This is a genomic window from Leisingera sp. NJS204 (genome assembly GCF_004123675.1).
Lineage (GTDB): Bacteria > Pseudomonadota > Alphaproteobacteria > Rhodobacterales > Rhodobacteraceae > Leisingera.
Genome location: NZ_CP035421.1, coordinates 25,862 through 51,735, shown reverse-complemented (window position 1 = coordinate 51,735; position 25,874 = coordinate 25,862). Strand labels below are relative to the sequence as shown.

General features: G+C 63.4%; 18 protein-coding genes. 10 read left to right on the top strand and 8 right to left on the bottom strand.

Annotated features, from left to right (window positions below):
• Nucleotides 1-18: 18 nt before the first annotated feature.
• Genes ETW24_RS22675 through pabB form a run of 5 tightly spaced genes read right to left on the bottom strand, consistent with a single transcriptional unit; the run spans nucleotide 19 to nucleotide 10,427 of the window.
• Nucleotides 19-858 (bottom strand): formate/nitrite transporter family protein, encoded by an 840-nt coding sequence (locus tag ETW24_RS22675; RefSeq protein WP_129373369.1) that lies wholly within the window; start codon nucleotides 856-858, stop codon nucleotides 19-21.
• Between the two features lie 10 nt (nucleotides 859-868).
• Nucleotides 869-3,259, bottom strand: coding sequence for an efflux RND transporter permease subunit (locus ETW24_RS22670; RefSeq protein ID WP_129373368.1), 2,391 nt, complete (start codon nucleotides 3,257-3,259; stop codon nucleotides 869-871).
• A 5-nt stretch (nucleotides 3,260-3,264) separates the two neighbouring features.
• Nucleotides 3,265-7,452 carry an aminotransferase class III-fold pyridoxal phosphate-dependent enzyme gene (locus ETW24_RS22665; protein WP_129373367.1) on the bottom strand — a complete coding sequence of 1,396 codons (4,188 nt, stop codon included), beginning with the start codon at nucleotides 7,450-7,452 and terminating at the stop codon, nucleotides 3,265-3,267.
• Between the two features lie 24 nt (nucleotides 7,453-7,476).
• The gene (locus ETW24_RS22660) at nucleotides 7,477-8,277 is read right to left on the bottom strand and encodes an outer membrane lipoprotein-sorting protein (RefSeq protein WP_129373366.1); all 801 of its coding nucleotides are present in this window, start codon (nucleotides 8,275-8,277) and stop codon (nucleotides 7,477-7,479) included.
• Nucleotides 8,278-8,303: 26 nt separating this feature from the next.
• Nucleotides 8,304-10,427, bottom strand: a complete 2,124-nt coding sequence (pabB, locus tag ETW24_RS22655; protein ID WP_164982830.1) for an aminodeoxychorismate synthase component I — start codon at nucleotides 10,425-10,427, stop codon at nucleotides 8,304-8,306.
• 183 nt (nucleotides 10,428-10,610) lie between these two features.
• Between pabB and ETW24_RS22650 the strand changes: the two genes are divergently transcribed.
• The 5 genes from ETW24_RS22650 to ETW24_RS22630 are packed head-to-tail and all read left to right on the top strand — an operon-like array spanning nucleotide 10,611 to nucleotide 16,985.
• Nucleotides 10,611-11,777 carry a 4-hydroxybenzoate 3-monooxygenase gene (locus ETW24_RS22650; RefSeq protein ID WP_129373364.1) on the top strand — a complete coding sequence of 389 codons (1,167 nt, stop codon included), beginning with the start codon at nucleotides 10,611-10,613 and terminating at the stop codon, nucleotides 11,775-11,777.
• A gap of 2 nt (nucleotides 11,778-11,779) precedes the next feature.
• Complete coding sequence (locus ETW24_RS22645; protein WP_129373363.1) at nucleotides 11,780-13,015, top strand: hypothetical protein; 1,236 nt, start codon at nucleotides 11,780-11,782, stop codon at nucleotides 13,013-13,015.
• Between the two features lie 16 nt (nucleotides 13,016-13,031).
• Nucleotides 13,032-14,738, top strand: a complete 1,707-nt coding sequence (locus ETW24_RS22640) for a class I adenylate-forming enzyme family protein (RefSeq protein ID WP_164982829.1) — start codon at nucleotides 13,032-13,034, stop codon at nucleotides 14,736-14,738.
• Nucleotides 14,731-16,113: a hypothetical protein gene (locus ETW24_RS22635; RefSeq protein ID WP_129373361.1), complete on the top strand. Its 1,383-nt coding sequence runs from the start codon at nucleotides 14,731-14,733 to the stop codon at nucleotides 16,111-16,113. Before ETW24_RS22640 ends, ETW24_RS22635 begins: the two co-directional genes overlap by 8 nt.
• On the top strand, nucleotides 16,110-16,985 hold the full coding sequence (locus ETW24_RS22630; RefSeq protein WP_129373360.1) for an aminotransferase class IV: 876 nt from the start codon (nucleotides 16,110-16,112) through the stop codon (nucleotides 16,983-16,985). The genes ETW24_RS22635 and ETW24_RS22630 overlap by 4 nt, the downstream gene beginning before the upstream one ends.
• On the opposite strand, the gene ETW24_RS22625 is transcribed toward ETW24_RS22630, so the two are convergent.
• The 3 genes from ETW24_RS22625 to ETW24_RS22615 form a co-directional block, all read right to left on the bottom strand.
• Entirely contained in the window at nucleotides 16,982-18,040 is a 1,059-nt protein-coding gene (locus ETW24_RS22625; RefSeq protein ID WP_129373359.1) for an NAD-dependent epimerase/dehydratase family protein, read from the bottom strand. The two genes, ETW24_RS22630 and ETW24_RS22625, sit on opposite strands and share 4 nt — an antisense overlap.
• Nucleotides 18,041-18,090: 50 nt before the next feature.
• A complete protein-coding gene (locus tag ETW24_RS22620) occupies nucleotides 18,091-18,663 on the bottom strand; it encodes an acyl-homoserine-lactone synthase (protein ID WP_129373358.1) in 573 nt (190 codons plus the stop codon).
• A gap of 145 nt (nucleotides 18,664-18,808) precedes the next feature.
• Nucleotides 18,809-19,747 (bottom strand): alpha/beta fold hydrolase, encoded by a 939-nt coding sequence (locus ETW24_RS22615; protein ID WP_129373357.1) that lies wholly within the window; start codon nucleotides 19,745-19,747, stop codon nucleotides 18,809-18,811.
• A 210-nt stretch (nucleotides 19,748-19,957) separates the two neighbouring features.
• Between ETW24_RS22615 and ETW24_RS22610 the strand changes: the two genes are divergently transcribed.
• The 5 genes from ETW24_RS22610 to ETW24_RS22590 all read left to right on the top strand — a co-directional run bounded on the left by ETW24_RS22610 (nucleotide 19,958) and on the right by ETW24_RS22590 (nucleotide 25,840).
• Entirely contained in the window at nucleotides 19,958-20,677 is a 720-nt protein-coding gene (locus ETW24_RS22610) for a helix-turn-helix transcriptional regulator (protein WP_129373356.1), read from the top strand.
• Nucleotides 20,678-21,066: 389 nt separating this feature from the next.
• A complete protein-coding gene (locus ETW24_RS22605; RefSeq protein ID WP_164982828.1) occupies nucleotides 21,067-22,302 on the top strand; it encodes a glycosyltransferase family 4 protein in 1,236 nt (411 codons plus the stop codon).
• Nucleotides 22,303-22,311: 9 nt separating this feature from the next.
• Nucleotides 22,312-23,643, top strand: a complete 1,332-nt coding sequence (locus ETW24_RS22600; RefSeq protein WP_129373354.1) for a lipopolysaccharide biosynthesis protein — start codon at nucleotides 22,312-22,314, stop codon at nucleotides 23,641-23,643.
• An 8-nt stretch (nucleotides 23,644-23,651) separates the two neighbouring features.
• Entirely contained in the window at nucleotides 23,652-24,776 is a 1,125-nt protein-coding gene (locus ETW24_RS22595; protein WP_164982827.1) for a phosphotransferase family protein, read from the top strand.
• Nucleotides 24,773-25,840 carry an EpsG family protein gene (locus ETW24_RS22590; protein ID WP_129373352.1) on the top strand — a complete coding sequence of 356 codons (1,068 nt, stop codon included), beginning with the start codon at nucleotides 24,773-24,775 and terminating at the stop codon, nucleotides 25,838-25,840. The genes ETW24_RS22595 and ETW24_RS22590 overlap by 4 nt, the downstream gene beginning before the upstream one ends.
• Nucleotides 25,841-25,874: the final 34 nt, after the last annotated feature.

The following is a 25,874-nucleotide window of genomic DNA, read 5'->3' as shown; positions in this document are numbered from 1 at the left end:
AGTCCGCAGGCGGTGTTTTCAGACATTCTCCAGCGGGGCATCCACTGCCGTTTCGGGGCTGGTTCCGTTGTGGCGGTAGTAGGTCGAATAGATCGTTGCCCCGACAAAGGTGATGCCCCCGGCAAGATTTCCCAGCACGGTGGGGATCTCATTGTAGAGCAGGTAATCAGCCCAGGTGAAACCGGCCCCCAGCAGCAGCCCGGCGGGAAACAGGAACATGTTCACCACCGAATGCTCGAACCCGAGATAGAAGAATATCAGGATCGGCATCCACATCGCGATCACCTTGCCCGAGACGCTGGTCGACATGATCGCGGCAACCACGCCGGTCGAGACCATCCAGTTGCACATCACGGCCCGGATAAACAGGGTTGTCATGCCGCCCAGCCCGGCCTCGGCATAGCCCAGTGTCCGGGCTTCACCGATGGTGCGCAGTTTCTGCCCGACGTCGCCGGCTTCCTGGGTGAAACCCATGGTCAGGATCGTCGCCATGAAGATGGCTGTTGTCATGGCACCCAGGAAGTTTCCGGCAAAGACCAGTGCCCAGGTGCGCAGCATGGCGCGCGGGGTGCAGCCCGGACGGTTGGTCAGCACTGCAAAGGGCACCAGGGTAAAGACGCCGGTCAGCAGATCGAACCCCAGCAGGCTGAGCATGCAGAAACCAACCGGGAACAGCAGCGCACCGATCAGCGGGTTGCCGGTGTTGACGGTGACGGTCACTGCAAACCCGGCGGCCAGGGCCAGGATCGCCCCCGCCATATAGGCCCGGATCAACGTGTCCTTAGCGGACAGGCCGACCTTGGAGGCGCCGGCTTCGACCATCGCCTCGGCAAGTTCATGCGGTTTGAGATATGACATCCGGCATCCCTCAGCTTTGCGACGGGCGCATGGGATCAGGCATTTCCAGCACCGGGCGGTAGCCATCCGGATCGGCATCCGGCACCGGGTCTTTGGCGGTTCTGTGCGCGCTGCCGCGCGACAGCAGGATCAGCAGCGCCGGGGTGACGGTGAATTCAACCAGCAGCCCCAGAAAGATCGTTGCCGTGGTGACAAACCCGAAGGTGGCAAGGCTTTGCACGGAACCGGTTGTGTAGACGATGAAGGCCACCACCAGGATCAGGGTCTGTATGCCCATCGCCTTGCCCGCGCTTTGGAAGGTGCGGTGCAGGGCGGTGTCCAGATCCGCGCCCTGCTTGCGGCGGTCCAGGAAGTTGCGGGCGAAATGGATTGTGTCGTCATCCAGAATGCCCAAGGCAATCGCGCCGATCAGGATGGTGAAGGGATCCAGGATAATCCCCATGTGGCCCATGAAGCCCAGGACCAGCAGCACGCAGCAGACGTTGATTGCCGCCATTGTCAGGCCGATCACCACCGACCGGGCGATCAGCATCATCACCAGCGCCACAATCGCGGTTGCCATCAGAAAGGAGGAAATCTGCGTTTCCGTCAGGAAGGTGCTGATCTCCAGCCACATCGGAACCACGCCGGTGACCACAACCCCGGCATCCGGATAACCCGCTTCGGCCATCACGGCAGCGGCCTCGGCCTTGATGGTTTCGACCAGCGGCGTATAGGCGCTGTAGGCGCGCGACGGCACCAGGAAGGTCAGCCGGGCTTCGTCAAAGCCGGCACTGGCGACCCGCTCCATCTCGTCATGGCCGGAGCTTTCGAACAGCAGGATCAGCTGGGCAATGGCGTTGCGGTTGTCAGGAATGGCGTAGCTGCCCAGGGTCTGTTCCGACAGTTCCTTGACCACATCAGCCAGAGTGTAGGATTTGACTGCCACGTCCTGATCCACCGCCGCCAGCGCCTGTTGCGCGATGGCATCAACAGCGCGCAGGGCGGCGGGCTCTTTCAAGGCGTCGGTCTTGCCAAGCGAGATCAGCACCTCGATCGAGTTGGAGACCGGAATTGCCGCATTGGCGGCCTGATGCGCCTGAAACAGATCCGAGTCCTTCTTGAAGGTGCCCAGATAGTAGTAATCCGTTTCCAGCTTGCTGACACCGGCGACGGCAAAGGCAACCAGCACTGCAAACACGGCCACAATCAGCCGCGGCGCGCCGATGGCGAAATCTGCCATCGCGGCAAGCGCCGGGCTGTGCGTGCTGCGGCCCGGCTGCTGCCGGATACGGTGGCCCCACAGATTGGCCAGCAGCGGGAACAGGATCAGGGTAAAGATGCAGGCTGTCATCAGGCCGATGCCCAGAGTCAGGCCCACATCACGCACCGGCAGCACGCGCGAGCCGGAGAAGGCAAACAGCGCGCCGGCGGTGGTGATATTTGCCAGCAGCGCCGGGCCGCCGGCCTGTTCCATAGTGTCCAGAATGGCCGCCTGCACCGGTTCGCCCTTGCGCCGGGCAGTGGTGAAATCCGACAGCAGATAGGCCGCGGTACCCAGTCCGACCGAAATCAGGAAAGAAGGGACAATCGGCGTAAGCAGGCCTGCGTCCGCGCCCCAAAGCCCCATTGCGCCAAGGGCGCAACCGATGGAGAGACAAGCAACCAGCGGCGGCAGCGCCAAGGCCAGCCGGTGGCGGAAGGCGATGAAGAAGCCCGCCATCACCAGGGTAAAGGTGATGCTGCCGAAAATGCCGCTTTCCATGCCGACAATCCGCTGCACGTCCGCATCAAGGATCGGCGCGCCGATGGCTGTGCCGTTCCATTCCGCATAGTCCGGCTGCGCAAGAATGGCGCGCACCGCCTGGGTGAAGCCCTCTTTGTCAGCGTTCGAGAAGGTGCTGACGGTTTCCACCAGCACACCGAATTGGCTGCCGCGATCGTTTACGAACAGCCCGCGGTAATAGGGGTGGGCGGCAGCCTTTTCCAGCCGTTCGGTGACTTCGGCCTGCGTCAGGCCGGCATGCAGATAGTCACCGACATCAAGGACATCATCCTCGCCCGAGATGGAGCGGACATTGTGCAGCGCAGTCACCCGGTCGACACCGTCGATGTCTTCCAGCTGGGTCGCAAATCCCTCCAGCTCTTTGACAAAGGCCGCATTGGCCTCTGGCGGGGTCAGCACGATAAAGGAAAACTCATCCGACTGGTATTTCTCCTTGAAGGCGTACCAGTCTTCGATGACTTCGGCCCCCTCCAGGAAAAAGCTTTCCGGAGAGGTGTCAAAGCCGACGCGGGCAAGGCCGCTCATGAGGGTGGCGGATACCGCCAGCATAAAGACGACCGCCAATATGCGCTGTGCCAGAACAAAGGATGCGAAACGCCGCATGAACCTGGCGAGAAGGGGTTTTGAATGTGTCATGGATCTTACTGCAGCCTGATGGATTCAAGGTTGATTTTGTCCTGGACCATGTCCGAGAGGGCGAAGCGCTGCACCTTGCCGTTGCCGGTGCGCGGCAGCGCGTCGAGGAAGAAGATCTTGTGCGGGACCTGGGACTTGGCAAACATCCCGCTGATGGCAGCCTTCAGGGTCTGCTCCAGCCCGGGGCCGGCGGTGGCACCAGCGGCGGGCACCACAAAGGCATAGGGCCGCACCAGGGGTTCGGGATGCTCGCGCAGGACCACTGCGCATTCGGCGACCAGCGGATGCGCGTTGAGGAAGTTCTGGGTTTCCGCAGGCGACACCCAGACGCCGCCGACCTTGGTCAGGTCGGTTGCCCGGCCCAGGTAGTGGAAGCGGCCATCCTTATCCATCCGCATGATGTCATCGGTCCGGTACCAGCCATCCTGAAACGCCTGGGCGCTTGCTTCCGGATTGCCAAGATAGCCCGTCGCCACCGAATTGCCGCGCACCCAGGCCACGCCGGCCTCACCGGTGCGGGTCACCTGCCCGTGCGCATTGCGGATTTCGATGCTGAAACCCGGAACGATGGTGCCGATGCATCTGCCGCCAGGTTCACCCTTGGGGGTGGCCAGGGCAAAGGACATGATTTCAGTGGCGCCAAGACCATCCTGAATGCTGATGCCGCTGATCTGTTCCCAGGCGTCATCGACAAAGGGCGAGCGGGCCTCGCCGGCGGCGATGCACTGGCGCAGTGTCGACAGATCGCGCGGCGGCTGCTTGACCAGAATGCTGTAGACGGTCGGCACCGAGAACAGCACCGTCGCCTTCTGCTGTTCGATCTGGTCCAGAATGGCGGCGGGATCGAACCGGCCGTTGCCCAGCAACAGGGCGGCACCGTGATACAGCGCGGTCATCGACACCGAAAAGCCATAGGAATAGCTGAGCTTGGAGGTGACGATAACGTTGTCCTTCGGCGACAGCCCAACGTTGTGACGGCCATAGTTCTCGGCCATGTTGACCAGGTCGAGGAAGGAATGCGGCACCGCCTTGGGCAATCCGGTGGACCCCGAAGTGAAGATCACAACGGCTTCGTCCCCGGCGCTTGCGGCTGCGGATTGCGGGCCGGCTGCGGTCTGGCTCAGCAGCTGGGCGTTGCTTTCAAGCAGTGCCACCGGCAGCAGATCCGCCAGGCCCGCCTCCAGGCCGGGGCTGCACAGCGCATGCACCGGTGCGGCGACTTGCATCATGGCGCGCAGGCGGTCCTGCGGCAGCGAGCTGTCCAGGGTGACCGGCACGGCGCCGATGCGCCACAGGCCTGCAACCGCGGCGATATGGGCAAAATTGCCTGCCCCCGCTACAAACACCCGCGCGCCGCGATCAATGCCCAGCGTCAGGAAGCGGGCAGCCGATACGCCCGCCGCATGATCGAGATCCTTCCAGGTGAAAATCCCGCCGTCCATCTCCTTGATCGCCGGATCGCTTGCACTGATGCCTTCCGCACGCTGGCCGATCATGCGGTGATAATAGTCAATGCTTTCATCACTGGTAAGCGAGTGCGGGTCCGCAGCAGCGCTGGCCTGGGACAGTGCGTCGTCACTTCCAGCGGCTTCCGGGCTGCCGTCGCCGATCAGGCTGCCCCAATCGACCCGGCCGATGGGCTTGTCGAAGGCGCGCAGGTCTGCCAGTTCAAACCCGGTATCGGCGGCGATTTCGCGCAGCATGCTGACTTCGCGGTGCGACGGCGCAGCCCCGACTGAAGTGTTTTCATAGTGTTTGCGCAGCGCCAGCATGACGGTTTCGGCGATACAGGCAAAAGCGACCCCTTTGGGCATCGGAATGCCAAGCGCCAGCTGCGGGCGGCCAGGATAGGCAATGACACCGCCGTCCATGATCAGCACATCATCGCGTTCTTCGCGGCAGCGATAGCTGATGTTGCCGGGCCGGGACAGATCGCAGACCACGCTTTGCGGGCGCAGATCCTCAGGCGTGATCAGCTTATCGGTGGAGCTGGTGGCCGAGTAAATGATGTCGGCATTGCGCAGATCGCGGCTGCAATTGTCGGAAATCACGAAATATTCGGGATCGCGCAGCAGCTGTTCCGCCAGGGCCGCCGGGTCGGTTTGGCCGTCCATCAGCTTCATCGCGCGGTCCAGAACAGAGCCGGCACGGGCCGGAAGCTCGCCGTCGCGGGACGCTTTCAGCCCCGCAGCCAGCGACCGCTTGAGCCGCAGAAAGGATTTTTCCAGCGGGGTCGCCGGGTTTACAAACAGATACAGGCGGCGGGCCCGGGCCGAGATCATCTGCACCATGCCGCTGCCGATTGATCCTGCCGCGCCGATAATCGCCGCGGTGGCGTCGCTTTGGCTGCGGCCCAGCGTGGTGGTGGCGCGGTCCGCGGCCATCAGGGCTGCTTCGATGGTGAAGCCGTTGCCGGTGGTCACCGCCTGGCCCAGCGGATCAATCCGGGAGCCGCCCCGTGTCACAATCGAGGTATAGCCGCCAAGACCGACAATCCGCGCACCGCGTTTGACGGCCAGGTTCACACATTTCTGCACCAGCTCGCAGGCGTCGTCCTGCGGCATGGCCAAAAGCTGCCGGGCACTGCGGGGAAGCAGGATAAAGTCGCCAACCGCGCTTGATCCGTCCTTGCCCTTGATCCGGGCGCGGCTCAGCAGGATGGGCTCGTCAAACTCGCCCAGAAGATTGGTCAGTACGTCGCGCTGGCTGCGGGTCACTTGCCGCAGCAGCGGATCGAGGTTCTGCAGATCGTCGGTTTCCAGCTGATGCACGATAAAGCCGAAGCGGCCTTCGTCCGGGCCGATTTCACCGACCGGATCCGCGCCCAGGAATTCAACCGCGGATTCCCGCTCCCCCGCCTTGGCGGTGCCGGTGATATGCTTGGTGGCGCGCACCGTGTCCTGTGCTGCCAGCGCATCCAGGCATTCCTCCAGCGCGGCTGCGTAGGTTTGGCATTCCTCGTCGGTGGTCAGATAGCTGGGCATGATCCGCAGCACGCCCTTGCAGTTCGCCGCCGGAGTGACCCGGACGCCGTTTGACAGCATATGCCCCGCCGTCAGCGCCGGATACTGCTGGCTGGAACCTGCCAGGCCCAGGAACGCGCCCTCGGACCCTGCGACCACATTGGTTTGACGGCTGAATTCGATGCCATGCAGCAGCCCGCAGCCGCGGGTGTCTGCGATCAGCTCCGGATAGGCGCGCTGCAGCCGCTGGTGAATGCCGTCCAGGGTATTGCCGCAGGCGCGGATGCTGCGCAGCAGCTCGCTGTCGTTTTCCAGCAACACGTCAAGCATCGCGTTGGCGGCGGTTGCGGCATAGGCACTGCCGGCAAAACTGGACATCTGCTGAAAATCCAGCGACTTGGTCACCGCACGGGGGCCAAGCAGACAGGCCGAGATCGGCATCACACCGCCGCCAAGCGCCTTGCCCAGAACGATGATATCCGGGTTGCCGCCGGTCCATTCGGTTGCAAAGAAATGCCCGGTGCGGCCGGTGCCGGTCATGATCTCATCATGGATCAGCAGAACACCGTGTTTGTCGCACAGGGCACGCACAGCTTCGAAATAGGCCTTGGAGGCCAGTTTGACACCGCCCTCGGATTGCACCGGCTCCAGGATGACCGCCGCCATCGAGTCACCCTCGGCCGCCAGGGCGCGGTCCATCGCATCAATGTCGCCAAAGGGCACAAAAACCGTGCCCGCCAGTTCGGCAAATTCATTGACCGGGTCGGTATGAGTGACGGAAAGACCGCCGATGGATTTGCCGTGGGTGCCATTGACCGCCGCGATAAAGCGCAGCCGCCCGGTCGCCAGACGGGCAGAGTTCAGAGCGATTTCAATCGCTTCGGTGCCGGTGGTGGCAAAGTTGACACGCTCGGTGATGATCGGCGACAGCGACATCAAACGCCGGGCCAGCACTTCGGTTGCTTCTGAAAAATAGGGCTGGACCAGATTGGTAAGCGGCAGTTTCAGGGTTTCCGCAACCGTTTCCGCAACCGGATTCGGGCCATGGCCCAGCGGCAGACAGCCATGGCCGGGCACAAAGTCCAGCACCAGCTTGTTGTCACCGCAGTGCAGCTGGTTTCCGTTGGCGCCGACGACCTGGGTGTAAAGGCCGCAGGTCTTGAGCTTGCGGTCCAGCAGCGGGTTGATGGGGTTCGGCTCATTGAGGTGTCCGAAATGTTCCAGAGGCATAGGCTTAGTTCTCCTGATGGGGCGTCAAAGGCTTTGGGATCTGAAATGACCGCCGCCGAAGTTTGGGCTGAAATCGATTTTGCTCAGGCTGATCAGGGTTTCCCGGCCTTTGCCGTGCACAATCATGTGGCGCGAGCGCAGGATGTGTTTGCCATCCGGCGCCTGGGCCGCCTTGGACATTTTCTGTGTCTTCAGATGGCGCCCCTTCTGATCGAAGTAATCGATCTGGAACGGCACCATCGACCCGGCCCTGGCCTGGGTCACCGCGCGCGCATAGCCGATGCTGCGCCCGTAGCCGGCGCTGCGCACGGTGCTTTCCAATGTGATGCTGCTGCCACTGCCGGCGGTGATCGCATGGGTGAAATTTTCCAGCCGCATCGCCATCAGGTTGGCATAGCTGAAATCCGTTCCGGCAAAGGCATTGGCCTGCTTAGAGGCGGAAATGCGGCGCACTTTGCCAAGGCTGGGCAGCATCAGCCAAAGATCATTGTCCTTTCGGCCTTGCTCGTGCACCAGCAGTTTGGTGTCGCGCACATCCGCAGGGGCCAGAAAGACATAGCGGCGGTCGCTAAGATCCTTGCCGCCCTGCCGGGCCGTGGAGACTTCCAGATCGCGGGTGCGCACCGGCGCTCCGGTGCGGCGCAGCTCGACCTTGGCCATTGCCGCCATTGATCCGGTCAGCTCGATGTTATTGACCGCGGTGGCAACCTCCAGCGCATCCGGGGCCGCCAGCACCAGGCCGGGCGCCAGCATGGCGGTGGCCAGACTGCCGCCGCCAAGGGCCAGAAAACCGCGGCGGGGAAGCCGTGAAATAGAATCGGGCATGAGGGTATCCTTTTCGAAGTCCTGCTTCACTTTGCAAAGGTGCCTGCCGGCGCCGCCTGCAGGCCGTTGGAAATCCGGTAGTGTTCTGAATGGCCGGTAAGATGTTCCGCCAGTGCCCGCACCAGGGCCTGGCTTTTCAGCATGATCTCATCCAGTTCGGCCTTGGGGTCCGACAGATAGGTGATGGCACCGCCGCAGCCGATGGAGACGGACGCGCCCTGCTTCACCACCGTGCGGATGACAATCGAAAGATCCGATTGCCCGTTGTAGCCGATCCAGCCGATCGCCCCGGAATAGACCCCGCGCGGGCCTTCCTCGAGCTGATCGAGAATTTCCACCGAGCGGATTTTGGGCGCACCCGTCATAGAGCCGCCGGGGAAACAGGTGCGGATGGCATCAACGCTGGTCAGGCCCGGTTTCAGCCGCCCGCGGATGGTCGAGACCATCTGATGCACGGTCTTATAGGTCTCAATCGCGCACAGCTTGGGCACATCGACGGAACCGGGGATCGCAGTTGCGGCAAAATCATGCCGCACCAGATCGACGATCATCAGGTTTTCGGCGCGTTCTTTCTCGGTGCTCTGCAGACGGCGGGCCAGCTCTGCATCCTCTTGCGGCGTGGCCCCCCGTTTGACGGTGCCCTTGATCGGTTTGCTTTCCAGCAGGCCGGACTGATCCGCGCGCAGGAAACGTTCCGGCGAGGAAGACACAACCTCGGTGCCGCCGATATTCAGAAAGCCGCTGTAGGTCGCCGGGTTGCGCTGGCGGAGAACCTTGTAAAACTCCCAGGCATCCAGCTCTTCCAGCTCGGCAGTGATCTGGTTGGTCAGGCACAGCTCATAGCTTTCGCCGGCGCGGATCTGCTCCTGGCATTTGATAATCCGGTCCAGATAGGCCTGGGGGGCGTGCCGCATGGTGAATTCAAGCGGCGGGCGGGGTTTGGCGGGCGCCAGGGCGACCTGCATCCTGGCCGCCTTGGCGAACGTTGTCTGCAGCGCTGACAGGGCGTTGTCGAATTGGGCTTCCTCGGCGTCCTGCGGCAAGCAGACCGCCGCATAGGCCGCATCTTCAAGATGGTCGATCACAAAGAACTGCGGCACATGGCGAAAGGCGGCGTCTTCGGTTTTCGAGGGCGGCGAGGAAACACCCAGGAATTCCGATTTCAGCTCATAGCCCAGCCAGCCGATAAGGCCGCCGAGGAACGGGAACGGCGGATGCCCGCCGGGACAGGATACAACCCCCAGGCAACTGCTGAGATAGTCCAGCACCGGCATCTGCCGCTCGGCGGCAAGCGCGGTTCCCTCGTATTCGCGAACGGTCTGCGTTTGCACGCAATAGGTCATGCTGCGGTCCGGGTCCGCGGGCGCCTCAACAATGGAATAGCGCGACAGCCCCTCCTGCGCGAGGCTGCTTTCCAGCAGCTGGGGGCGGCGGCCGTTGACCAGCCCCTGCGCTTCGACCAGCGCCGCCGGGTCGATGGCGGCGCCCAGCTTGTGCCAGTACAGGCTGCGGGCGGGCGCCGCGCCTGCGGCATTGCTGCGGGCCTTGGCTGCGGTCCGGCCCTGATGCGTCTCGACCAGATTCAGAAAGTTGCCGAGAATCGCCCGGCCGTATTCGGTGGCAATCGATTCCGGATGGAACTGCACGCCCCAGCGCGGGGATTCGGTGCTGCGGATGCCCATCACAATGCCATCCTCGGTCCAGGCATCGCAGACAAAGCCCTGCGGCAGCTCCGGGTTCACGGTCCAGGAATGATAACGCATCACTTTCTGTGTCTTGGGCAGGCCGGCAAACAGCCCCTCGCCGCTGCAGGTGATCTGACTGACCCGCCCGTGCATTGGCTGCGGCGCCAGTTCAACGACGCCGCCGCCCTCGACGATCATCGCCTGATGGCCCAGGCAGACCCCCAGCACAGGGCGGCTGTCGCGGCGCAGAATTTCCAGGGAAATGCCAAGATCCTTGGCGACGCCGGTGTTGCCCGGCCCCGGCGAGATGATGATTCCATCATAGCTCAGAAATTCCGGACTCTGCAGAAAGCCGTAGCAGTCATTGCGGATGACATCGATGCAAAGACCGTCACGCTGACCGCGCAAGAAGTCGGCTATATTATTGGTAAAGCTGTCAAAATTGTCGACGAGGAGAAGTTTCAAGGCTCTGTATCCCTTTACTGCCATAGGCTCATCAACCGGCTGGAAACGCCGTCAGGCTGAAATGAATTGCCCGGATAAGGCGGGAATTGCGGCCCGCCTGTCACCTATCGACTTTGAGAGTTCCGGTATCCGCCGCGGCTATCTAGCGTCGGCGCGAAACAGCAAAGCGGAGCGGAAATCCCCATGCGTACGACGGTTGGTATTATTGGCGGCGGCCCGTCCGGGCTGCTTCTTTCGATTCTTCTGGACCGTCTGGGAATCGACAATCAGGTGCTGGAACACCGCAGCCGCGCGCATGTGCAGCGCCGGGTGCGGGCCGGGCAGCTGGATCACGCCAGCGTTGCCTTCCTGCGCCAGGCCGGGCTGGCCGGGCGTCTGGACCGGCTGGGCCTGCCGCAGCGGGGCATGAACCTGCGCTGGCGCGGTCAGACGCGGCGTATCGACCTTGAAGCCTTGAGCGGGGGGCATTCCTGCATGGTTTACGGCCAGTCGGCGCTGACCTGCGATCTGACCAATGCGCTGGCCGCAAGCGGCCGCAGCCCGGTTTACGGCGCCGAAGATATCCGGCTGTCGGATCCGGAAGCGGAGCCGCATGTCATCACCTATCGCAAGGACGGCGCTGAACACCGGCTGGAATGCCGCTTTGTCGCCGGCTGCGACGGTGCGCATGGCCCGGCGCGCCGGCTGGTGAACGGCGCCGGGGGCGGCAGCAGCAAGCGGCTGCCGTTTTCCTGGGTCGGCGTGCTGAGCGAAACCCCTCCGGTCTCGCCCGAGCTGACCTATGCCTATCACCCGCGCGGGTTTGCGCTGTGGTCGATGCGTTCGGACACGGTCAGCCGCACCTACCTGCAATGCGGCGCGGACGACCAGGCCGAAGATTGGTCCGATGACCGCTTCTGGAGCGAGATGCAGCGCCGCCTGGGGCCGGATGTGACCTTCAGCCCCGGCAAGGTGACAGAACGGCTGATGGTCCGGATGCAGGGCTATGTGGCGGACCGGATGCAGCTTGGAAATGTGGTTCTGGCCGGCGATGCGGGCCATACTGTGCCGCCCTCGGCGGCCAAGGGCCTGAACCTGGCCATCGCCGACATCCGCGAGCTGAGCGAAAGCTTCCGCAGGCTGCTGTTCGAGGGCCGGCAGGAGGCCTTGGCAGAGTATGCGCAAAAGGCGCTGAAGCGGGCCTGGGCCGGGCAGGCCTTCTCGTGGCAGATGACCGATCTTCTGCATGCGCCGCCGTCGGGTGATCCGTTTGAGAGCAATCTGAAACTGACCCGGCTGGACACCCTTCTGGCCTCGCCCGGGCAGCTGAGCCTGTTCTGCCGGGACTACACCGGCGCCGAGGCTGCCTGACCATGCTGCAAAGGCTTTTGAAACCGGGTCTGATCCTGTCCGCGGCCTTGGCCGCCGCGGCACCGGCGCGGGCTGAATTCAACGGGTATTTCGCCACCGGGGTGCAAGGCGGCAACCCCAATTTCACCGACAGCGGCACCGGTGTTTTCGGACGGCTGAACTATCGTTTTTCGCACAGCAGGGACGCGGCCGGCGGCACGCTGGATCTGTTTGCCGGCGGGACAGTGCAGGGCAGCGGCCGGGAGGACCGGGCCATCAATGAAACCCAGGCTCTGCGCCAAGCATACGCAGAATACCAGGCAGGCAGCTTTACCCTTGGCGCCGGGCGGCACGTGCATGTGCAGGGGGTTGCAGACGGGTTCATCCCGACCGACGTCGTCTCGCCGCGCAACTTCCGCTTTGCCGTCTATGAGGAACAGGGAAACCGGTTCGGGTCCGACGGGATCTGGGGCACGGTGTTTCTCGGATCCGACGTCACGGCGTCCGCCTATGCCTATACCAACACCCGCAGCAGCGTTCTGCCGCAGGGGATTTACCCCGGTGCTTTGTCGCTGCCGGACGAACCGGTCGAAAGCGACGATCAGGCCTATGGCGGGCGGATCGCCTGGGCCGCAGGGTTCGGCGATCTTGGGATCAGCGTCTATTCAGGCCCGGCCAATCTGCCCTATCTGTCGGCGGGTGGAACCGGCGTGCAGCCGGTGGTGCCGCATCTGTTCATGGCGGGCGCGGATTTCGACCTGGTCCGCGGCGCCTGGCGGTTCTACGGCGAGGCCGCGCTGCATGAGTATAAGTCCGGCAGTTTCGCCATTCCCGCAGCGCTGCTGCCCGAAGATGAGGTTCAGGCCGTCCTGGGTGCCGAGCGCGAGCTGGTCGGCACCAGCAGACTGGCCGTTCAGCTGTTCTGGCGCGACCTGCAGACCAGCCGCAGCACCGGTGCCGGTCCGCTGGCACCCTTGGCGGCCGGCGTCAGGACCGTCTACGGGCAGTATGAAGACCGGCAAACGGGGTCCAGCCTGTCCTACACCTGGGAAAGCGACGATACCCGCCGGTCCGCCGAAGCCACTGTTTCCAGCTGGTTTGAAGACGACCTTTATGTGCGGCTGCGGGGCAAGTACCGGCTCGGCTCCCAAAGCGTGATTTACCTCTATGCCGATTGGCTGGATGGCCCCGCGGGGTCGCCCTACGGCACCTTGGAGGACAGCTCCAACATCGGCATCGAATACCGGATATTCTTTTAAAGGAAAGGGCTTAACCGTGTTTCCGAAACGTCTGCAATTCATTCTCGACCGCACTGTCAATATCGCAACCCTGATGGACACCGCAATCGCCGGGCGCGAGCATGAGATCTTTTTCACCACCGATGAGCAGCTGCCGCAGTACGGCATCCCGGATGACGGGCTGACCGGGGGCGGGCTGCGGCGTACCGTCAACCGGCTGTGCCACATGCTGCACAGCCAAGGCGTCCGCCGGTTCGACCGGGTGGCGATCTGGAAAGGCAACTCGCTGGACTATTTTCTGTGGAGCTATGCGGCGATGCGCCGGGGCGCCATCTCGGTTCCGGTCAATGGCCGGATGCCAGTGCAGAATTTCCTGAACTTCATCCGCCACAGCGGTGCCAGGACAGTTGTAACCGATTGCGCCGGACTGCAGAGCCTGCTGGACAGCGGCCTGCCGCTGGACGGGATTGAGCGGGTCTTTTTGACCAATGGCAGCCTGGCCGCCCCGGGTGTCGAGGTGATCCCGGTACCGGACGCCTTTGCCCGGGCAGCGGTGGAATACACCCCGCCGCATATGGACCGCGATCAGCATGTCATGATCTGCCACACATCCGGCACCACCGGTTTCCCCAAGGGGGTTCTGCACGGGTCGGACAGTTTTATTCTGGCGGCCCAGGGCCAGATGCGGATCCAGTTCATTACCCGCCGCAACCCGGTGATGTTCGCAGGCTGGATGAACCATCACATCAGCCAGGCCGGCTGCATCACCTCGCTTGCGGCCGGGGTGCGGACCCATGTGGTGACGGACCTAAGCGCCAGGCACATCCTGCAGTCCATCAGCGACTGGCAGCCGCGCCTGTTCTTTGCCTTTCCCGACATCTACCAGAACATGTGCCAGACCGGCCTGGACGGTTACAACCTGTCGTCGGTCCGCATGTGGATGTCCAGCGGCGACGCCATGCACGAACATTACATCCGGCAGCTGACGGCCAAGGGCGCCTTTTTGCGGCTGTTCGGCAAACCGCTGGTCAGCTCCCTGTTCATGGAGTTCTTCGGGACCTCCGAAATCGGCTTTGCGGCGCTGGTGAAGATCAGTGAACGGCGGACCCGGAATTTCGGCCGGATGGTGGGGCGGCCGACACCGGCCAGCCCGGCGGTGAAAATTGCCGATTCCGAAGGCCGCCGGCTGCCGGCCCACAAGGTCGGGCGGATGATGGTCAAGGGGCCGACACTGTTCAAAGGCTACTGGAACCAGCACGACCGCACCCATGATGTGGTCCGCGACGGCTGGTGGTGGACCGGGGATGTCGGCTTCCGGGACAATTTCGGGCGGTTTTACCAGATCGACCGCGATGTCGACACGGTGAACACAGCCCAGGGCCCGGTCTACGGCCTGCCGGTTGAAGAAGAAGCGCTGAAATTGCCATTCGTGCAAGAAGCCGCTCTCGCGGCCCGCCCGGCTTCCGGTGCGGACGAGGCAGTGCTGCTGCTGCAGATGGCGCCGGGACATGCGGGCAGCCCTGCAGATCTGCTAGCAGCAGTGAAAGCAAACTGCAGCTGGGCGCAGCACCTGTCGGAGGTGATCATCCTGCCGGAGGGCGCCAAACCGCCGCGCGGGCTGACTGGCAAAGTGCTGAAACGCGAAATCCGCGAACAGTTGCGGCAGCAGCCCGCAGCGGACGCCGCACAGCCGCAAACACCGGAAGGCAAGCCCGCAGCGGCCAAGGAACTGGCCAATGCCTGAACGCCACCCGATGACGACGCTGAACCGCATCTACATCTATTACGAAAAGATGCTTGCCCGTCAGGGGCTGAACGGCAATTCCTGCGACTGGTTCGAACTGGAAAACGCACCGGATCTGGATATCCTGCGCCAGGCCGCGGCCTCGGTGGCCCGGCGCCATGCGGCCCTGCAGGCGGCCGGCTCTTTTGCCGGGCTGACCGGGTGGGGCTGGACCCGCAACCCGCAGGCGCAGCCCGACATCCGCTATGTGCGCACGCGGGGACGCTGCCCGGAACAGGCCGCCGACCAGCTGGTGCCGCAAAATGTCTGGGGTGAGCCGCTGGACCACGCCAATGGCCCGCCATGGCGGATCTTTGTCACCGAATATGACGACCTGACCATCCTGCAAAGCGTCACCAGCCATATCTACACCTGCGGAAAATCCGCCAACCTGATCTCGGTTCAGCTGGTCAGCGCCTATGAGGCGCTGATGCGCGGCGAGGTCCCCGTTGAAAGCCCGGCCGGGGTTCCGGACAGGGCAAATGCCAAACTGTTCATGCCCAAATGGTCCGCCTGGCGCCATCTGCGATCATTCGCGGCGACGATGCTGGACATGCTGCGCGAAACGGTGACCGCCCCGGTGGCGCTGGCGGGCAACACCAGCAGCAAGCTGCAGCGCGGACGGACCCGGGTGCGTTTCGAAGATCTTGGCCCCGATGTCTGGCAGCACCTGCGCCAGTTCGCCCGCTCCGAACAGATCAGCCGGCACCCGTTTTATCTGGCGGCCTGGGTTGAAACGATCACCGCTTTCAATGCCGCCAGGGGGCAAAAGCCCAAGGGCAAGGTCAAGCTGATCGACAATTTCTCGCTCAGGCCGTTTTCGGACCAGGATCTGGACGGCTACTATGACATCTGCGCCGTGCCCTACGCGATCGAGGTTCCCTCCGGCCCGTCAACCCGGACCCAGCGCGAGCGGATTTTTGAAACGGTTGAGACCCTGCGCGCGGGCAAGGTGCTGGACGACCTTACCCGCTACGCCTTTTACCACAAGGTGATTGCCTTTCTGCCCAAGGTGCTGGCGACCAAACTGGTGCTGATGCTGGTGGTGAAATCGCCGTTTATCCTGTCCAACATCGGCCCTGTACCGCCGCAGATACTGAACGCCTCGGCATTGCAGACCCGCAGGTACTTCAGCTTTCCGCAGCTGTTTCCGCCGGGCAAGATCATGCTTCTGATCACCACAACTCCGGACAGCCTGCGCGCCGTCTTCCTGTGGGACGAAGACGCGGTGTCCTGTGCCGAAATGGAAAATGAAATGATCCCTGCCTTCAAGGACGCGCTGGCGCGCTCCATCGGGCTTGGGGCTGCGGGCAGCCAACCGCAGGCTGCGGAATGACTGGCGGCAAGGCGCTGCCGCTGCTGTGGTCGGACGGCGAATTCCATCCGCCCGGCAGCCCGGTCTATGCGGCATCCGAACGCGGCGCCACGCTTGGCGATGCGGTGTTTGACACGGTGCTCTGCCTCGGCGGCAAGGCAGTGCTGCGGCAGGCCCACCAGCGGCGGCTGGAACATACGGCGGATTTCTTTGCCCATCGTGCGGACTGCCGCCTGATTTCAGCCGCTTACGGCATCTGCGCCGAAACGGACGCAGCTGCGATCCTGCGGGTGTCCATCAGCCGCGGTGCAGGGGCACGCGGGCTGGCAACCGACCTGTCGCACTACAGCCGGGTGACCGCCACGCTGTCGCCGTTGCCGCCGTCGCTGCAATTCCAGCCGGTTGCGCTGGATATTGCCGAAGCCGCCAGAAACGAGACCTCGCCTCTCAGCCAGTGGAAAACCGCCGCATCTTATCTCGATGCGATCCTGGCCACCGGCACCGCCCGCCAGAAAGGGCTTGGTGATGCGCTGTTCCTGAACACCCGCGGGTTTGCCGCCTGCACCACGATGGCAAACATCTTTGCCATCAAAGACCGCAGGCTGATCACCCCGCCGGTGCACGACGGGGTCTTGCCGGGGGTGACGCGGGGGCTTCTGTTGTGTCTGGCGGCAGACGCCGGGCTGACCGCCGAAGAAGCCTCGCTCACCGCTACTGAGCTGCAGTCCGCGGATGAGGTTTTTGCCTGCAACAGCCTGCGGCTGATCATGCCGGTGACCAATATGGGCGGGACCTCGCTGCGGTTCCGGAGCGCCCTGGCCCGCTTGCTGCGGGACAGGATCGCCCAGGAAACCGGTATTATGCCGGCCCCGCCGGACTGGGCCGCGGATTAATCCGCGGCGGCCAGTTCCTGCTGCATCAGCACCCGGCTGGTTTCCGCGATGCTGTCATCAATCGGGCGGAAGCTGAGACCCAGCAGACTCTGCGCGCGGTCGCAGGATACTTCCGGCGCCACGCCCAGATGCGGCAGGACATTCTGCAGAACCGGGTCGAATTTCGCCGCGGCCCGCACCATCGAATCCGGGGCGGCACCGGTCTTGATGGCCCGGCTCGGGAACTGCTTGGCAATCACCCTGGCAATTTCAACCATCGTCCGGGTTTCACTGGCGGCAATGATCCGCTGCCCGCAGGCGCCGTTGCGCAGCAGTGCCTGCACATGGGCTTCGGCCGCATCGCGGACATCGACACAGGGGAAACCCGCATTGGGAAGCGCCGGATCGCGGCCCTTCAGGAACCGCTGGATGACGCCGATGGACGTTGCGCCGCTGCTGCCGATGGGCGGCCCGAAGGCAAGGCCGGGGTTGATGACAGTCATCTCCAGCCCCAGTTCCTCCGCCAGTTCCCAGGCCCGGCGCTCGGCGTTCAGTTTCGACAACGCATAAGCATCGGTGCGGGGATCCTCCGGGTCGCTCCAGTCGCTTTCGTCGTAAGACAGGCGGCCCGGCTCCAGCGGTTTCATCGTGACCGCGGCGATGGAAGACGTCACCACAACGCGGCGGGTGCCATGGGCGGCGGCGGCGCGCAGCACCCGTTCGGTGCCTTCTGCCGCCAGTTTCACCAGATGCTGCGGGTTCTTCGGCGGGCGGTCAGGAAAGGGCGAGGCCGTGTGGATGATCGCCCGGCTTGATTGCGCCGCCAGATCCCAGCCGTTGTCAGAGGTCAGATCGGCCTCGATGAATTCCAGCGGCAGGCTGTCCTTGCCCAGGTAGTCCTGCAGCGAGGCGCGGACCGGGCCGGCCTTTTGAATGTCGCGCAGGGTAATCACCACCCGCAATCCCCGGGCCAGCAGGGCCGCGGCCACATGGCGGCCCAGATAGCCGCCGCCGCCGGTGACGCAAATGCGGTCTCCGGATGCGATTGAAAACTCCTCGAGGGTATCCTCAGGCATAATCGAACTTCCTTTTTGTGATAAACGCTGTCCGCACACCGGACGGGCCGTCAGGCTGTCAGGCGGATTGTGCTTTCGGCCTGCTCAACCCGGACGCGGGCAACGGCGATGGTCATATTGCCGCAGCGCCAGGGCTTACCCAGAACCTTCAGATCGTATCCGCGCGGGATCAGGATCCGTGAATAGATGAACAACGGCATCAGCAGCAGAAACTCTGACAGGCCCTGCTGCTGGCCGAAATTGTAGATCCGGCTGGTGATGGCGTCGATTGCCTCAGACCGCTCGGCGCCGTTCAGCGACCGGCAAACACCGAACCGTGTTGCTTCCCAGACGCGGTCGCTTTTGGGCAGCGGCCCGTCATATTCCTGCGAAAAACTCTTTTCGATCATATAGGTGCAGGATGTCGGCAGCAGCCGCGAGACGCCGACCACCTGGTCGGCGTTGTTGATGCACAGGACATATTCGGTTGCCGGCGTGTCGAATTCATCGAACTCCATGCCGTCGTAGCTGTTCAGGTCCCAGCCCAGACGTTCAACGAATATCTGGTGCCGCAGCTTGAAATGCGCGCGCCAGTAATGCGCGTATTTCCCGATATTCTGATTGTTCACGATGATAGTCCGCATGTCACCCAAGCCCCGCTTCGCTGAATTTGAGTGGCAGTGTCAGGATGATCCCGGCAGCGGTAAACACTGTAACCTGATAGTTGCGTGCTCTCAGGCCGGCTCTGGTCCCGCTGCCCCGGCCGGGAGTGCCGGGATTCGTCCGGCCCTAGTGCTGCGCATCCAGAAAGGCGCGCAGCGCCCGGCCCGACCCGGCCGGCTGGTCCAGCATCGGCACATGGCCGCATTGATCCAGCCAGACCAGTTCGGAATCCGGCAGGGCCTCGGCCAGTACCGCCGCGCCGCTGGGATCGAAAATCCGGTCCTCCCGGCACCAGACAATCAGGCTCGGCTGGGTGATACGGGTGGCAAGCCTCTGCAGGGGAACCGTATCCGAGCCGTTGACCTCTTTCCAAATCCGCCGGTTTGCCTGCGCATTGGCAATTTCCTGACCCGCCCACAGGTTTTCAATCACTGCAGGCACATATGGTTTTTCCGGGAACAACAAGGCGTTGCGCTTCTCAAAGGACTCCCGGCTGTCGACCACCAGGGTTTTCTGCTCTGTCCGCATTGCCGCCTCAAACTTGCTTTCCTGCGGCGAATTCACGCCGACGGGGCTGCCGATAAAGGCAACACTGGCGACCCGGTCAGGAAACTGCGTGGCCACCAGGCCGGCAATCTGCCCGCCCATCGAATTTGCCGCCAGATGAAAGCGCTCCACCCCAAGCGTATCAAGCACCGCCATGAGGTTCTGCGCCTGCCCGGCATAATCATACTCCCCTTCCGGCAGCACGGAATTGTCCCCGAACCCAGGCAGATCCAGCGCGATAACGCGGTAGCCGCCGCTCAGCTGCCGGGACATGTCGATCCAATGTTCCTTGCGCGCAAATATACCGTGCAGCAGGACAACCGTTTCTCCCTCGCCGCCCTCAAGATAATGCACAGTGCCAACCTTGGTTTCAGCCTGTTTCGCTGCCAATCCGGAGACATAGACAAAGGCAGAGATCATCGCCCGGGCGCTCTGCGCGGGCCAGACCCGCAAGGCGGCTGTGACGGCCAGACCGGCCAGTAAAAGGGCGATTGCGAAAGTGATAAATTTCTTGGCCATCTGAAGTCGGGTCTCTGCTAGGGATGCTTCACCCACAAGTGTGGTTATGGTCTGAAAATGCAACCCTGAGTGAGGAGAAGAGCCTGTATCGGCGTGTTCTTTCCGATATCCCGCATAGCAGATCCGCGCAGGGCAGAGCCACAATTATAAGTTGCGCCCAGGGCGGACCTGAAATAACCTTACGTAAGGTTAATTTTTTAGGATTTGGTGATGCAGAATGCTGTTACTAGCGGATGCAACGCGCGCGGCTCCATTGTGGACAGCCTGTTCAGCGAACTTCAGGAAAACACGGATTTTGAGTATTTCGCCGCCTGCCACATAACCGCGGAAACCACCCGCGGCATCACTGCAGCGCAGCAGAGCATGAAAACAAACTTCCCCAAGGAGTGGACGGCGCATTACCGCAGCACCGGCCTGATCGGCTCTGACCCGGTCATTCAGTTCGCCCCCCGCACCAGCCGGGCCATTTGCTGGCAAACCGTGCGGAATTGCGCCTCGTTTCAGAAAAAACATGATCAGGTTTACAAGGCGGCCGGCGATTTCGGCATTCATTCCGGGGTGCTGCTGTCCTCGCGGCAGTTCGATGGCAGCATTCAGATCGTGTCCTTCTCCAGCTCGCGGAAAAAAGCATATTCAGACAAGGACTTGTCCCGTGCGACCTATTACGGGCAGTTGATCGGCCAGGCGGTAAGCGACACCGTTCCCTCTGAAGGCGAAACCCAGTCAGCCGGCGGCATTTCTCCGCGGGCACTGGAATGCCTGCAGCTTGCAGCCTTGGGGAAATCTTCAGCGGAAATCGAGATCATCCTCAACATCAGCCGCCACACAGTCGACTTTCACATCAGAAATGCGATGGCTGCCCTGGGCGTGAACACCCGGACCTTTGCAGTGGTCCGGGCGGTGCAGCAGGGCTTGATCCTTCCATGCTGACAGCGGTGCGCCGGGTTGCAACCTGATCCGGCCACTGCCCAAAGGTGTTCTTGGCTGCCACCGCTTTCGCTGCAACCGTCATGTTCCGGTTATCAAACAGGAACGGGTCCTGAGCCTGCTCCAGGTCCTTTACCCAGAGCTGAGGAAGGCGCTTTTCCGGCTGGAGGCCCTCAGGCAGTATCCATTTTGATTAATTTATTAAAAATCCATAATAAATGATTACTCTCGCCATGCTTGCATAGCAGATTGAGCGGCATTGCAGTATCAATAAACGCAATTTTATGCCGCCGCCCCGGCGGCCCGCCCTGACCCGCAACCGACCGGAAGGGATGCACTCCGCCTCTGAAACAGGGGTGGGTGCCGCCACCCGCCATTTTGCTGAGGGAATTTTGAGAGTACTCATTCTGGCATATGCCTGCGAGCCGGGCAAAGGCGGTGAAGGCGAAATCGGCTGGGCGCTGGCAAACCGGCTGGCAGGCGCGCATCAGGTCTGGGTGCTGACCCGCAGCAACAACCAGCCTGCCCTGGCCGCGGCAAACCGGAACCCGGATTTGAAGCTCCTCTATTACGACCTGCCGCGCCTGTTCACCGCCCTGAAGGGCCGCGGAAAAAAGAACTTTTTGCTGTATTACTACCTCTGGCAGCTTGGCTCTGCCGCCGCAATCCGCCGGTTTGACCGGCAATACGGCTTTGATGTCATCCACCATCTGACCGGCGGCATGGACTGGATGCCCTCCGGCGCCGCCTTTCAGAAAAAGCCGTTTGTCTGGGGACCGGTGGGCAGTGAAAACACCCATCCGCTGATCCGCAGGCAGATGCCCTGGCGCGCCCGGCTCAAGGATACCGCCCGCTCTGCGCTGCGCTTTTGCCTGCGCAATCTGGACCCCGCCGTCCGCCGTACCCGCGCCAGGGCGGATGTGATCCTGTCGCACACGCCGGGCAATTTCCCCGCCGGACTGCAGAACAAAGTGGTGCCTTTTGTGCAGACCGGGATTGAACCTGCGCCGCGGATGGCGCTGCCGAAATCCAAGCCGCAGCGCGGCAGGGTGATCCGGATTATCTATGCAGGTGAATTTGTTGATTGGAAAGGCGCGCTTTTGGCAGTCCGCGCCTTTGCCGCATTTCATGCCGCCTATCCGCAATCCCGGCTCACGATGGTTGGCGCCGGCAACCAGGAGACTGCGATCCGCAAGGTGATCACCCGCAACGGTCTGGATGCCGCGGTAACCCTGACCGGGAAACTGCCGATGGAGACGCTGCTGGGCGAGCTGAACCGCGCTGATGTCTTTCTTTACCCCAGCTACCACCACGGGCTGGCGACCATTCTGCTGCAGGCCATGCTGACCGGCCTGCCCACCGTCTGCCTGGAGGGGGACGCCATTGGCCGGGCGGTGGGTCAGGAGGCCGGCATAACTCTGCCGCCGCCGCACTCCGGCGATGCTGCCAGAGTGCTGGCGCAGGCATTATTGACGCTGGCCGGGGATGAAGATCTGCGGCAATTAAAAGCCAAGGTTGCAATGGATCTGGCTTTGAACAGGTATAATTATGATGCAATCACGGCACGGCACTCAGACGTTTACTGCTCCCTTTTGGCGCAGTCCGGCACGGCAGCCGGATCTGTCTGAGCAACCGGAATGATTTCCACAGCCCGCCTCCGGCCCAAGCCCCGCCCGGCAGGCACTCTTTCCTTTTATCTGCGCAACGGCGCTGTGGTCGGGATCATCAAACTGGCGTCGGTGCCGCTGGTGCTGTCGATCTCGGTGCTGCTGGCGCGCTGGCTGGGGCCGCAGGAATACGGCGTCTATGCCATCGCCTGGTCGCTGGCCGCGATCGGCGCCGCGGCGGCCTCCGGCGGGGTGTCGCAATTTCTGACCCGTCGGGTGGCAGAGCTGCACAAGAGCGGCCGGCAGCCTGAAATCCGGCCGCACATTGCCGCCGCGATGCTGCTGGTCAGCCTTGCGGCGCTGGTGTTCCTGCTGCTGCTCGCCGTCGGCTGGAGCGCCCGCGCCCTGCCGCTGCCGCTCACCGGCAGCACCGTTGCGCTGATCTTTCTGGTTGCCGCCTTTATCGGGGTGATCAACATCGGCAGTGCCGCGCTGCGCGGGCTTGAGCGGGCCGCCGAAGGGCAGCTCTGCCTCCTGATCCTGGCCCCGGCAGCCTCGGCCGCTGCCCTGCTGCTGATGATTTCCCTCACCGGCAGCCGGACCGCCTGGTCTGCGCTGGCCGCAATGGCCGCCGGCTATGGGCTGGGCGCGGTGCTGTCGCAATGGCGGCTCAGACGGCTGACCGCAGGGTTTCGCGGCACCGCCGAGACCGCCCGCGCCCCCGCCCTGGTCCGCCCGGTCGCCGCGCAAAGCAAAACCTACATCGCCTATGCGGTGCTGATGATCCTGGGCCTGCAGCTGAACCTGCTTCTGGTTAGCGTCCTGCTGCAGGAGGAGCACGTCTCCTATTACAATCTGGCGGATAAGGCGGCGCAGTTTGCCGCGCTGCCGGTCGGTATCCTGGAGCTGCTGATGGCCACCCGGGTTGTCAGCCTGTACTCGCAGGGCAATTTTGACGGCCTCCGGAAGCTGTACCTGACCCTGACGCTGGCCGGGTTTGCAGCGGCCCTGCTGATTGCCGCGCCGCTGTATGTCTTTGGCGAAGAGATCATCCGCCTGCTGCTGGGCCAAACATATGCCGGCGGCATCTACCCGGTGATGCTGCTGCTGCTTGCTGCGCAGCTGGTGCGCGCAGCCTTCGGGCCGGTGACGGTGATGCTGCTGATGACCGGCCAACAGGCCTATTGCGTGGCCAGCCAGCTGACCGGCGCGGCGGTTCTTGCCACCGCCACCTGGCTGCTGGTGCCGCACTACGGGTTGCAGGGCGCAGGCATGGCTGCCACGGCCGGTGTTATGGCGGCCTATCTGCCGCTGGCGGCCGGCGGCTACCGGACCCTTGGCCTGAGGCTGCCGTTCCTATGAACAGCAGCATGTTTCCCGTCACGCAGCCCGGCTTTGCCGGCTTCATCGAGGAACTGGAGCTGCTGGGCATCGAACGCGGCACCGCCGCGGACCCCGGCGCCACCGCCTTTGCCGTGCTGAGGGCCGCCAGCGTCCAGCGCTGGCTGCTGGTGCCGCTTCTGGGGCGCGCGGCTGTGGCCGATGCCTTGCGGATGCTGACCCCGATGTCACGCCGCGCGCGGCTGGCGAAATCCGCTGTGCTGGCCCTCAACGGCGCGGGGCTGCGCCCGGTCTGGACCCGCAACCGCATCTATCTGAAGGCGCGCGCCCACGCTTCCTGCCTGCACAGCTGGCCATCGGCGGCTTTCTTCTCGGGCACACCGGGGCCTGAGCGCAAGATAACGGTGCAGCTGCGCGGCGCGCACAGCCGTGAAAACGCCTATCTGAAACTGGCCTGCTCGCCGCATGCCAACACGCTGATCGCAAATGAGGTGCGGGCGCTGCGATCCGTGCGCAAGCTGGACCTGTCCTCGGCGCTGCTGCCGTCCGTACTTGGATATACCCGGTTCGGCCCCCGCCGGGCGTATATCTGCAGCGACGAGACCCGCCCGGATTTCAAACCCGCCCGCACCCTGGGCCAAGGCCATTCCGGCTTTCTGGACGAGATGGCGGCGAAAACGGCAGCCCCTCTCAGCGGGCAATTCCTTTACGGTCTGCAGCAGCAGCACGCCGCGGCAGCAAAATCCCTGCTGCCGGCGTCAACCGATCTGGCCGCCCGCGGGCTGGAAACCCTGCGCCGTATCCTTGCCCGCAGCACGGTGCCTGCCGCCCTGGCGCATGGCGACTTCACCCCCTGGAACTGCACCGCAACCGGCGCCCGCCTTTATGTCTTCGACTGGGAGCTGTCGGCCCGCCGCCCGCTGGGCTGGGACCATTTGCATTTCCTGCTCAGCACCGGTGCTGCGCTGCCCTCGGGCGATCCGGCGCCACTGCTGCGCCTGATGCAGGCCCGCTGGCACCGCGGATCGCCCGATGGTGCCCGCTTCCTGCTGATCGCCTATCTCCTGGACCGGATTTTCCGGGGCAATGCCTGCCCTGCCGGCCCGGTAATGCTGCAGCGCCTGCTGGCAGCACCCGCGCAGGACGCCGCATGATCGCGCCGGTGCATCTGATCTATTTTGCCATTGTCCTGGCCGCGGGCCTCGCATCCCTGGCGGCGCTGCAAGTCAAAGGCCGGCCGGGGCAGCTGCTGGCCGGCCTGCCGGTTGTTGCCCTGGTTTCGCTGGCGGTCAGCTGGCGCGATGTCCAGCTTGGCGCCGACACCCGGATCTATCTGGAAATGTACAGCCACCCCGAACGGTTCGAGCGCTTTGTCGAGACCGCCTATATCGCCGCGCTCCGCCTGCTGCGCCACTTCAGCACCGATGGCACGTTCTACTTGTTCGCCAGCGCCCTTGCCGCCAACCTGATTGTCTACCTGGGCTTTGCGCGCTTCAACCCCCGGCTGGCCGGATTTGCCTTTGCGCTGTATTGCGCCTCGCCGGTGTTCTGGACCGTGAACATGCTGATCCTGCGCAACGGCCTGGCGGCGGCGCTGATCCTGCATGCCACGCTGATCCTGGTTACTGCGGGGCGCAGCCGCAGCTTTTTCGCCCTGGCGCTGGCGGGCGGCGGCTTTCACTATTCCGCACTGGGCCATGCGCTATTCCTGTCCGCCGCCGATCTGTCCACCGCACGGCGCACGGCCCTGTCCGCAGGTGTCCTGATCTGCGCTGCCGCGGCGCTGCTGCTGGTCTTCCCCTATGTGTCCGCCAGTGCCGCCCCCTGGATCGAACGGTTCGAGGATTACCAGCATTACGCCGCCTCCGGACAGTTCGCCTATGAAAACGCATCGCTGAAGCCGCAGCATGCAATCCCGCTTCTGGTGCTGCTCGGCGCGCTGCTGCAATGGCGGCGGCTGCAAGACAGCGAAAAACTGCTGCTGCGCTACTATCTGGCGCTGCTGATCCTGGCGGCGCTGTTCTGGGGCAATGTGCTGTTCCGCGACCGGATCTACCTGCCCGCCCAGATGATGGAGCCGCTGTTCCTGGCGCTGTTCCTGCGCCGGGTGCTGCGCGAGGACGTGCTGTTTGCTGTCGGCGGCTTTGCCTTTTTCCTGATGCTGGCAGCCGGGACAATCCTGATCTGGGGGCCGCGCAATGTGCTGCAAGTCTACTGAACCGGCGCCTGACTGCCGCCGCAAACCAACAAAC